Here is a 10,580-nt window from a genome sequence, read left to right on the forward strand (position 1 = left end):
CGACGCACCCGATACGGCGTCGCCAAGCCGCGACACACCAAACCCTCCACCCCCACCGCAGACAACGACGTCCACCACTCCATCGCAACCGCACGGTCCGTGGTCGCCAAGACCCGCTCCACCGGAGGCACCACACCCCGCAGCAGCACCTCCAGCTGCGCCCAGCGCTCACGCAGAGGGAGCGCTCGGAGGTCCCGGCCAGGAACCGCCAGGACATCGAAGGCAGCGAACGTGACGGGGATACCGGCCGCGTCCCGGCCTCGACGAGAACGCAGCAACGCCTCGAACGCCAACCTCCCCCGGTCCCAGGCGCACAACTCGCCGTCGAGGACCACACCTACCGGAAGTTGTCGAGCGAGGGCAGAAGCCACCTGAGGGAAGTCATCCTCGAGATGACGGCCGGCGCGTGATTGGAGCACGACCTGGCCGTCCTCCAGCACGAAGGCAACACACCGGAATCCGTCCAACTTCGGGCTGTATTGGACTCCTCCCGGCAGGTCGGCAGCCGACGGAACCTGATCCGCTCGGTGCGGACGCATCACCTCCACCGGCGGCCGCAGCACCACCGAACCCGCGCCGGCCACGGCTACGAGACCGGCACGATCTCAACGGCGATCGCGCCGAGCGCGGCGGCGACGGTTCGACGAAGAGTGGACACGACAGCCAGATAGCCAGGCCAGAACGCGTGAGACGGGGATCGCCGCGCGACGTCACCTGAAAGGGGGAAGAGCGAGCCGAAGCCGCCCGCGTGTATGTCTGACCACCAGACGTACGATCCCTTTGTGAGCGTCATCGATCCTGAACAGCACGCCGATCTTGTCGAGGCCCAGCGCCGATCCACCGCGGCGTTCGCCGCACTGGAGGCCTACGCAGCGAGCGTGGGCAAGCCGGGCATCGAGTGGTCAGCTGAGGAACGCGCACGCAGCGAAGAACTGCGCGAGGCCGCCCGGGCGGCAGCTGCAGCAAAGGACGCGGCGCTCTATGCCTCCGGCCTGCCTCACGAACACGGCTACTACCGAGCAGCCCAGGACCTCAAGGACACCGCGCGTTCAGAGAACCCGAGCTGAGCCCTCCCTCGTCTCCGCCCGAGATACCGGCTGCCAGCCCCAAGCTCCACTCGTACCTCGGAGAACAACGGCGGCCGATCAACGGACGCCCTTGAACCCGGGGCCGAGGCCGCGTCGGCGGGGCCTGCGCCCCGTACGCGGGGCGGGGATCACCCCCTCGACGGCCGGCTCCGGCTCGGTGTCCACCGGCAGACCCAGGCGGCGCCGGGCGGTGGAGGCTGCGGCGGTCGCCGCAGCGAGGACGTCCCGGAGCTCCGGGACGATCCCGCCCAGCGCCTCCGCCAGGGTCTCGATCGCGGTGAGGGCGTCCTCGACGGCCACCACGCTCCAGCCGCCAGCGCTCACCACGTCCGCCAGCAGGCAGGCGCTCTCGGCGGCCTGGTCGGCGTGCTCCTCGACCGCGGGCAGCGCCCGCTCCACCAGCTCCACGGGGCTCCTCGACGACGTCCTTGAAGACGATCACGGTGAGTGTCGTCGGCACAACGTGTACCACCAAACGGCCAGAGGCGCGGGGACGGATACCTTCTCGCCATTGGCGGGTGTGGAACCGGGCAGTGCGCGTCATCGCCCCTGCGGCAGAGCCGACGTGCGGTCACGATCAGCAGGAGAAAGGGGAGGACACCATGACGAAGCAGGACCGCATCTACCACGGTGTGCAGCCGGCCGGGAATGACAACGGGCAGTGCCGCATCCTGGTGGAGAAGAGGAAGCCGGGGCCCACCGAGCGGCAGGTCGACGACCTCGTACTGTACGAGCTCACCCCGAAGGACGCTGAGGCTCTGGGCGGGTTCAACTGGGGATACAGCGGGTCCGGCCCCGGCAGGGCCGCCAACGCGATCCTCGCCGATGCCTTGGGCCTGGGCGATCCCTGGGTCTGCGGATTCGAAGGAGGGCCGATCGACCCGATCCTCGAGGCGCTGGGCGTCGACTTCGCCGCCGATGTGTTGGTCCAGTGCTGCTCGGAGTGGCGGATCAGCCGCGCCGGCGTCCTGCGCTGGTGCCGCGGCTGGTACGCGCAGCAGGGTGCCAACGATCTCCCCGCGGCCCTGGCTGACCTTCCCGAACTGACCAGTAGCAGCCTGTGACGACTGCTGCACCTATGAGCCTCACACGGCATTACCGCAGGTGGAAGCGCCACGAAGCGCCCCTGTGGGCTGTGGGCGAAGGTAGGTACACTGGGCGACGAAGACTCTTGAGTCGTCCCTGGTAGCCCCAGTAGAGGGCAGGCCACACGCCCAAGGTTCAGACTTCACCGAAGGCCGTCCGGCACCCGCCTGGCGGCCTTCTTGCATGTCCACGCCGCACCCTCCCCGTCAATCCGATTCGGGTTAAAAAAGCAGCTAAAGGATGGGGTAAATCGTGCTAGGGTGAGGGGCACGAAAGGAGTTGACATGGCGTCCGAGGAAGAGCTGTTCGCGAACATCGACGCGTTGCTGGAGGAGGAGCCCCAACTCCCGCCCCCAGCGGAGCGCGCCCGGCTGCGCGAGGCTGCCGGCATCACCCAGGCTCGGCTCGCGCAGGCCCTGAAGTCGACCGTGCAGACGGTCAAGAACTACGAGAACGGCCGCTCCGAGCCGAAGTCGCCGCGGCTGGAGGCCTATCAGCGGCTGCTGAAGGGGTGGGCGGCGAAGTACCCCCCGCCCGGCACCGGCACCGCCCCGGTGGCAGCGGCGGCCGCGCCGCAGCCGGTCACCGGCCCCACTCAGCCGGAGGCCACAGCGACCGCGCCGGTAGAGGCTCCCGCCGCGCCGCCGCGCCCCGCCCGACCGGCCGCGCGGCCCACTTCCTCGCGGCGGCCGGCGGCGAAGAAGGCCGCCGCACCCGCCCGCGACCCGCGCTTCCCCCACGGCCCGCTCGCCGTACTGGACGGCGACGGCTCCGCGTACGGCGTCGACGGGATCGTGCTGGACTGTCCGGCGACCACGATCCCGGAGCTGGTGGAGTGGACGCTGCGCGAGTCCGGCCTCGGCGCGCCGAGGCTGAACCGCTACGGCAAGGACTCCGACCCGCTGATCGTCCTCACGGCGGCGGCCGCGGTGAAGCTGGGGCTGCCGGAGCGCCTGGAGGGCCACGAGCAGCGCCGCTCCCTGCGCCTGCCGGAGGACCACCCCGTCGTCAAGCAGGTGGGGCGCGCGAAGTGGCAGCTCACGCAGCGGGGGTTCGGGCCGTGGGCGCGGATCTACCGCAAGGCGCAGGGCCGCGACCGGCAGTGCGTGCAGCTGGCGATCCTCTCCTGGGACGCGCTCGACGAGCGGTCCTGGCCGGGCGTCTCCCAGATGGAGCCGGCCGACATCGCCCGCGTCCTCGGCGTCTACGCCCAGCGGGTCATCACCCCCCGCGGATCGACGGCCGTGTCGGGACTGGAGCTGATGACGGCGCTGCGCCCACCCACGCGCGCCGTGCGGGACGAAGCAACCGGCAACTGGGTATCCGGCCACAACCCCGGCTCGCTCGGGACGGAGCCGATGGACCCGGCGCCGCCGGAGGCCACCCCAGAACACCCCGTCGTCGTGGACAGCGGCTGGACGGGCGGGTTCCTCAACGAGGAGGCGTACCAGTGGGTGCGGGACGTGGACCTGCTGACGGATGAGGAGTGCATGCTGCCGTACGCGGTCGGCCTGGACTTGAACACCGCGTTCCTCGCGGCCGCGGCCCGTCTGGTCGTTGGCCTGTCGGCCCCGGACCACTTCCACGCCCCGCAGTTCAACCCGAAGATCCCGGGCAGCTGGCTGGTCGACCTGTCCCACATCGAGCTCGACCCGCGCCTGCCCTCGCCGTTCACCCCGGACGGCACCCGCCCGACGGGCCCGGCCTGGTACCAGACGCACACCGTCGCCTACGCCCAGGAGCTCGGCTACAACGTCGCCCCGCTCGAGGCGTACCTGCGACGGGAGACCGGCGCGTACCTGGACCCGTGGCACGACCGGCTCAAGAACGCCTACGTCGACACCCTCGCCGACCTCGGCGTCACCCGGGACCTGTCGGACGCTCAGTTCCTGGCGGCGATGGAGCGGCACAAGGACGTCGACCCGGCGCTGGCGGCGGTGCTGGCCGCGATCAAGGCAACGGTGAAGGGCGGGGTGGGCAAGCTGCGCGAGCGCCCGCAGGGCCGCCACTACCGTGACGGGGAGCGGTGGCCGGCCCTGGAACGGCCGACCTGGCGCCCCGACATCCGTGCCGCCGTCATCTCCAAGGCCCGCGTCAACATGCACCGCAAGCTGCGCAACATGGCCACGATGACCGGCCTGTTCCCGCTTGCCGTGCTCTCCGACTGCGTGGTCTACCCGAGCCCCGGCAGCAGCCCGCTGGACTTCCTGCCGTACGCGGCCTCGGGTAAGCCGCAGCCGGGCGGGTTCCGCCTCGGTCCCACGCCGGGCCTGGCGAAGCTGGAAGGCGTCCAGCAGATGCTGTGGGCGGTGGATCTGATGGAGAAGGGCCTGAACCCGGCCCGCCACATCAAGGGCGGCGACGCCGTCCTGGACGAAGGGGAGTAGAGCCGTGGGGGAGATCGACGACGCGATCGAGCGGGCCGACCGCGAGGCATTCACCAAGGACCCGCCCAAGACCCTCAAAGGCCAGATCGGGTTCCTGCTCAAGCAGTTCGGCAGCGCGAAGGCTGTCGCGGCGGAGATCGGCGTCACCGCAGACTCCGTGAACAGGTACCGGCGCGGCGCCCGCAAGCACGCCCGCGCCGACGTCGCCGCGAAGATCGACGACGCGGTGAAGGCCCGCTGGCAGCCGCTGGTGCGCAAGCGCCGGCAGAAGCAGGCCGCCACCACGGGCGGAATCACGGTGGAGACCCGGGCCCGGTTCGGCTACACCGCGCCGGTCGGCACGACCGACGACGGCCGGTTCCGCCGCCTCACCGTCCATCTCCCCCCGGAGTACGCCCAGCGCCTCTTCGACGCCCGCGACGCGGGGGCCAGCGACCAGCAGATGCGCGGAATCATCGCCGAAGGGTTCAAGGAAGTGTATTTCCAGGACGGCGGCGCACGCGCTATGGGACTGTCAGACGTGGAAATCAATGACATCGACTACCTCGATCTGGATTACTGACTAGGAGCGATAAGCGTGACCACGGAATTTCCACCCATCGACCGCGACAAGAGCCCGCTGCTCGATGCCGACCACGACGCCGTCCGCATCGCCGACGCGCTGCGCGCCAGCCCGCACATCACCTTCGTCGCCCCGGTCGGGCCCGGCGACGAGACGGTCTGGTTCCGCGACGCCGACGGCACCGGCTTCGAGCTGTCCCTGACCACCGTGGAGCCGGTGCCCGACGCTGAGCGGGTGGCCTACGCCTGGGACGCCGTGGCCGCTGCGATCGGCAACCACCCGCACTTCGTGCGCGCCGTCCTCGAACAGCCATCCCTCGGGCTCAACCTGAACGCCATCACCGCGCTCACCCGCACCGGCAACGAGTACACCCTGACGCTGACCGGCGATCCTCGCCCCGGCCACGGGAACGAGCCGGCCTCCGAGGCAGCCGCCAGCCTCGCCGCCGTCGCGAACCAGATCATCACCAGCGACCCGAGCGACTCGGAGCGCGCCACAGCCGAACTCCTCAACTACGTGGCCGCCACCTGGGACAAGCAGGACCTGACGCTGCGCAAGCACGCCCAGGCCGTCGCCCGCACCCTGCGCACCCAGTAGGAGGGGATCCGTCCATGCCCGCATCCACGGCCACCCGGCGCGCGTACCGTGAGGTGACGACCCGCCGGGAGGACCAAATGAGCGCGCAGCCCGACCACGCACCCGTCACCCCGTACGCCCCCGCGCCCGGGGCACCGGCCGAACTCCTCGCCCAACTGCGCGCCGACAAGCGCGCGACGACGTGGGTGCCGGCCTTCGAGCGGGAGTGGGCCGCCGCCCTCGAGGGCGAGGACATCCGCCACGCCTCCGTCGGCCAGCTGTCCTTCACCTACTGGGTGAACAGGCCCCTGCGCCGCCTGTCCGTCCTCACCATCACCTGGCTCGGATAGCCACCCGTGACAACGCATTGACCCCGGCATCGCAACTGCCGGGGTCAATGCGTTCCGCATCGTAGCCACGGCCGTATCCACCGGTGGCCACCCGGGCGGCCACTGGTAGTCACCAGCGGCCCCGAGGCCGTTCAGCACCGACCTGGACTCGCGTCGGCACTCCGGGTAGTCCGGCAGGCCCTCCACCCGGCGCGGTCGTTCGTCCTTCGCCCAACTGAACCCGCACAGCGCCGTGTTCGAGTAGAGGCCCAACTGATCGTCCTCGGAGGCGTGCGAGCCGTAGCCCGGCACCATCCAGGTGAACGTCGCTTCCCGTCGTACCGCGCGCCCTCCGGCCAGTCGCACACCGGCTCGGTCGTCGTGCAGCCCGCTCTCAGATCAGGCCCCCTGTCAGTCCTTGCCGTACCGGATCTGCGAACTGGTATCAACCGCGTCCGCGAGGCGCTCAGCGACCCGGACCCGCCGAAACCACGCTGACCGCCTCCCTCCGGGCGCCGGCCGAACCTGCCGTGGGCTTCGCGGGTCAGGCTGGCGGCGGCGTCGCGCCGGGCAACTCCCCGGAGAAGGCCCACCACTGCTCGATAGTCCACACCGCGACGCCGGCGCCGCAGCGAAGGCTTTCAGGGCCGCTCTAGGGATCCGCGCCTCGGCCGGCTCCCGCTCGATCCCCGCCACTCGACACGCGTCGCGCGACGGGACCCGCGCCCGTCGTCGCGGATCAGCGTGACAGACGGGCCGCCTACCCGGCGCTGAAGGCTGTGAGGCCGGTGCGCCTCACAGAAACGCGTGACAGCCCGTCTCCACCGAGATGCTCACGCCGCTGCTCATCAACAAAGACACCGCGCCGCCCCTCTTGCGGGGGAATCCCGCGCCGGCGGCGCCCCGCAGCTACTCCCTGAGGGTGACGTCGTGTCAGTTCCCCTCCCTACCGTCCGAACCGTGACACCTCCGCGCCCCAGCGGCGCCCGACGAAACGGCGGTGATCCGTCTTGTCCCTGGTCGATGGGCTGCGAAGCCCCCACACCCCGTTGCGCCGGTTCCTGGACCGCGAACTGTCCGCCGGCGCGAAGCCCTTGCGCGACAGCTACCGCGCCCAGCACCGCGCCGATCACGTCCTGCTCCCGCCACCCGGGGTCGGCACCGAGGCCGGCACTGTCGGCACGGCGATCGACCAGCGGCTGCGCCTGTCCTTCGCTGCGGCCGCGCCCGTCGACGACGCTTCCCTGATCGGGATCGACCTCACGGGCGGGATCGGCGCCCGCGGGGCAGGCCTGCGGATGCGAGCGGTCGGCAACGAGCTCGCGGTGCGCCTCACCGAGACGGTGCGGCGCCTGGACCTCGACAACCGGGAGCTGCCGGTAGACCGCGGCCAGGACGAAGAGGAGGTCCTGGCCCGCATGCTCATCGCGGCGGCCTGGTACCAGGTCCTCGCCCGTACGCCGATCGGCTTCGCCTTCACCCCGCTCGCCAAGGCCGCCCTCGAGGACCCGGACGCCTTCACCCTCACGCGGCTCCTGGACCTCCCGCACAGCGACCTCGTGGCCGACGTCGCCGCCCAGCTCCACAAGGCCGCCCACGGGCCCCTGGAAGCCCTACGCGCCCGTACCGGCCCCGAGGACTGCATCGGCGGTCCGACATTCGCCGGCGCTCAGATCACGGCCGACGCCGACCTCGTCGTCGACGGCCTGCTGCTCGACTTCAAGAGCGCCCGCCGCCCGCTGGCGGAGCTGTCCAAGCGCACCGCCTGGCAGCTGACCGGCTACCTGTTGCTCGATGCCGCCGACCGGTACCGGGTCGACACCGTCGGCCTCTACCTGACCCGCTCCGGGGTCCTCGCCTCCTGGCCCGTCGACGACTTCCTCGACCTGCTGGGCGCCTGCCGCCGCGACCTCACCGAGCTGCGCCAGGTATTCGCCGAACTGCTTGCCGGATGCCGGGGCCGGGCCGACCGCCCGGGCTGCGCCACGGCAGAGGAAACCGAGCGCATCCGCCAGCTGCTTGAGCACCTGGGGCCGGTCGCCGGGCCCGGCTCCTGTCCTGTCTGCACCCAGCCCCTGCCCGAAGCCACCCGCCGGCCCCGGAAGTTCTGCACCACCTGGTGCCGCGGCCGTGCCAAGGTGCTCCAACGTCATGGGCTGCTGCCCGGCGGCCCTCGCCCACTGATCCCCGGACCGCGCAAAGAACGCCTGGAGTTGCCCGACGACGCGGAGATTGTGAGCATCACAGCTCAAGTCCCCAGGTAGACACGCCGTGGTATGAGGCTGTGAGCTGTGAAAGCAGCCGGCGGTGTTCCGGGCAGGTCTATGCACGGCTACTACATACAGCGCCGGGCGCCCGCCGCCCGAGCAGACGCGTGTTCCCCTGCTGCACATCTGTTTACAGCAGGGGAACAGTGCGTGGTCGGTCATCGCCCGAGTGCGGCGACGTTCGGCTTCATCCGGCGGCGCGGACGGCCCGGAGCGGTTGGCTCTGGCGCTTGGGCGGGGCGGTCTCGTACAGCGGAGCGGTGATCTCGGGCAGTTCGCCGGCCTCGATGCGCTCGGCAGCGTCCTCGATCGCTTCCTCCAGCTCCTCCTGGGAGGCGTAGGAGGCGATGTAGGGGTGGAGGTAGTAGGTCCGGTACTTGCGGTCCTTGGGACGCAGTACGAGGTTCCGGCTCTCCAGCAGCGCCATCGCGGTGTTCGCGGAGTTCCTGGACAGGCCCACGCGGGCCCCCAGCTCGGCTTGGGAGGCGTTCACCTCGCCGCCGGGCTCCTGGCGCTCGATGAGGGCGCTCAGCAGCTCCATGGCGGCCTTGGTGAGGTCCAGCCGGTACAGCATTCCGAAACCGGCGCTGGCCTGGATCAGCATGCCTTCCCCTCCTCCTCGACGACTCCATCTTCCCCGTCTTCGGCACCGAGCTCCAGCTGCACGCTGCGCGGCGGCCGCGGGGCGTTGAGGGCGGGAAAGACGTCCTCGGGCAGCTTCCCAGTCTGCGGGTCGCGCAGCGCGTCCAGGATCTCGCGCTGAACATCTCCGTTGCCCTCAAACCCGAGCATTGGGTTGACAAAGATCAGCCCGGTGTCGACGCGCTGGATCATGTGCCAGTGCTCCAGGCGGCCGATGGCCCGGGTAACGTTCGACCGCTCTACGCCCAGCTTGTCGGCGATCTTCTTGTGCGTGGCGCGCAGCCATCCCTCACGCTGCCGGCCGATGCACCACAGGAGGACCGCGGACTGGATCGGCGACATGCCGTGCTGCGCGATGAGCACCGCCAGGACGTCGGCGAGGAAGTCGTTGGAGACGACGCTGTAGCCGGACCGGCCGTACATGTCGTGGGGCGCGCGGTACGTGTACCGGACGCTGACGTCCATCTGTTGCACGGCCCGTTTGCGGGTCGGCGGCTTGATGTCCTTGCCCAGCCTGGAGGACAGGGTCTCGCGGAAGGCGCTGTCACCACCAGGCGGAACGGCGGCGATACGGCCCTTGCCGCGGCCGGCGGCAGGGCGCTTGGGCTGGGGAGGCATCGACGGGGGTCCTGTCCTCGATCTTGTGGGTACGCGCCGGACGCTAGCAGTTGTTCAAGCTCAGTTGGCAGATTTGTACACGCTGGCGTGGCGCTTTGGTGTCGGCGCCGACACAACGGATTCGGGCCGTGCCCCTAGAAACCCGGAGCCACCTGCAACGATCCGTACTTGTACAAGCTGGGTTGGCGAATATGGGTGCCGGTGTGGCACCACGGACACATTTCCGCAGGTCAATGTGTTGTGGCTGACACATGCCCTTCCGGAAAAGCCCAGGTCAGAGCACATTTCCGCGAGGCCCCCTCTTTTCCTTAAGACGCACGCGCGCGCGAGGCCGCGCCAGGGCCTCGGGTGGTCCGGGCACCCGAGGCTGACGGCACCAACAGAGGGAGCACCCAGGTGCGCACCCTCTGGGCGCCCCAGCCCGCATTTCAGCAGTCCTCACATCTGGCTTCCGTTCTCTGACTGAGCTATTCGAGGCCGCTCGGTTCTGAATTCATCCGATGAATTGCACCAGAGGCAAGGGGTGGTGCGGCTAGGAACCAAACTCTACACAGGCAACGACAGTGATGCATCATTCCCTCTAGGCGTTCGCTCGCCTGGGTGATGGTGTCGACTTATTCCGTTCCGTCGACACTGGTTCGCGTGTATGCTGGCGGGGTATTGGCGCGCGCGAGCAACCGGTTTCAAGGGCGAGGAGGGGTCCGGGTGGAGCGCAGCGGAGCCCGTCACTACGGTAAGGGTCTGGCGTCCTGTCAGGTCGATGGTCCGTCAGCCTCTTACAGGGATAGTTGCTAGGATTCCCAAGGGCTACACAGGTCCACGCATGATGCATCTCCCTTCCAGTCAGCCTCGACAGCCGCGCTTGCGCGGGTGTCCTACGATTCGCGCTTGCGCGAATCGTACCCATTTTCAGGATTCCGCTTGCGGAATCCGATTCCCCCGCTTGCGGGGGAATCCGGCGCCGCGCTTGCGCGGCGCGCTCTCTATGCCCCGGCAAGCCGGGGCATATCCCTGTCTCTTATACA

11 protein-coding genes are annotated in these 10,580 nt (G+C 69.9%); 7 read left to right on the forward strand and 4 right to left on the reverse strand.

All coding sequences use genetic code 11. The features are described 5' to 3' along the window. Positions 1 to 584 (reverse strand): ATP-dependent DNA ligase (locus FNX44_RS17665; RefSeq protein ID WP_438948035.1); only part of this gene is annotated, 584 nt, incomplete at its 3' end. A 198-nt stretch (positions 585 to 782) separates the two neighbouring features. On the opposite strand from FNX44_RS17665, the gene FNX44_RS17670 reads away from it, so the two are divergent. After that, positions 783 to 1,067, forward strand: a complete 285-nt coding sequence (locus tag FNX44_RS17670) for a hypothetical protein (RefSeq protein ID WP_323369463.1) — start codon at positions 783 to 785, stop codon at positions 1,065 to 1,067. A 78-nt stretch (positions 1,068 to 1,145) separates the two neighbouring features. Here the strand turns inward: FNX44_RS17670 and FNX44_RS17675 are convergent, their stop codons facing one another. Then, a complete protein-coding gene (locus tag FNX44_RS17675; protein WP_143649244.1) occupies positions 1,146 to 1,496 on the reverse strand; it encodes a hypothetical protein in 351 nt (116 codons plus the stop codon). A gap of 194 nt (positions 1,497 to 1,690) precedes the next feature. Here FNX44_RS17675 and FNX44_RS17680 point away from each other — a divergent pair, with 194 nt between their 5' ends. From FNX44_RS17680 to FNX44_RS17705, 6 genes are all read left to right on the forward strand, one after another. After that, positions 1,691 to 2,152 (forward strand): DUF6166 domain-containing protein, encoded by a 462-nt coding sequence (locus FNX44_RS17680; protein ID WP_143649245.1) that lies wholly within the window; start codon positions 1,691 to 1,693, stop codon positions 2,150 to 2,152. Between the two features lie 306 nt (positions 2,153 to 2,458). After that, positions 2,459 to 4,561, forward strand: a complete 2,103-nt coding sequence (gene tap, locus FNX44_RS17685; RefSeq protein ID WP_143649246.1) for a telomere-associated protein Tap — start codon at positions 2,459 to 2,461, stop codon at positions 4,559 to 4,561. Positions 4,562 to 4,565: 4 nt separating this feature from the next. Beyond that, a complete protein-coding gene (gene tpg, locus FNX44_RS17690) occupies positions 4,566 to 5,123 on the forward strand; it encodes a telomere-protecting terminal protein Tpg (RefSeq protein WP_143649247.1) in 558 nt (185 codons plus the stop codon). A gap of 15 nt (positions 5,124 to 5,138) precedes the next feature. After that, positions 5,139 to 5,720: a hypothetical protein gene (locus FNX44_RS17695; protein ID WP_143649248.1), complete on the forward strand. Its 582-nt coding sequence runs from the start codon at positions 5,139 to 5,141 to the stop codon at positions 5,718 to 5,720. A 77-nt stretch (positions 5,721 to 5,797) separates the two neighbouring features. Continuing rightward, entirely contained in the window at positions 5,798 to 6,049 is a 252-nt protein-coding gene (locus FNX44_RS17700) for a hypothetical protein (protein WP_143649249.1), read from the forward strand. A gap of 989 nt (positions 6,050 to 7,038) precedes the next feature. Beyond that, complete coding sequence (locus tag FNX44_RS17705) at positions 7,039 to 8,292, forward strand: hypothetical protein (protein ID WP_143649250.1); 1,254 nt, start codon at positions 7,039 to 7,041, stop codon at positions 8,290 to 8,292. A 190-nt stretch (positions 8,293 to 8,482) separates the two neighbouring features. Here FNX44_RS17705 and FNX44_RS17710 read toward each other — a convergent pair whose 3' ends face one another. Next, positions 8,483 to 8,899 carry a hypothetical protein gene (locus tag FNX44_RS17710; protein WP_143649251.1) on the reverse strand — a complete coding sequence of 139 codons (417 nt, stop codon included), beginning with the start codon at positions 8,897 to 8,899 and terminating at the stop codon, positions 8,483 to 8,485. Continuing rightward, positions 8,893 to 9,555 (reverse strand): helix-turn-helix domain-containing protein, encoded by a 663-nt coding sequence (locus FNX44_RS17715; RefSeq protein ID WP_143649252.1) that lies wholly within the window; start codon positions 9,553 to 9,555, stop codon positions 8,893 to 8,895. Before FNX44_RS17715 ends, FNX44_RS17710 begins: the two co-directional genes overlap by 7 nt. Positions 9,556 to 10,580: the final 1,025 nt, after the last annotated feature.

This window comes from Streptomyces alkaliterrae, assembly GCF_007097205.2.
Lineage (GTDB): Bacteria > Actinomycetota > Actinomycetes > Streptomycetales > Streptomycetaceae > Streptomyces > Streptomyces alkaliterrae.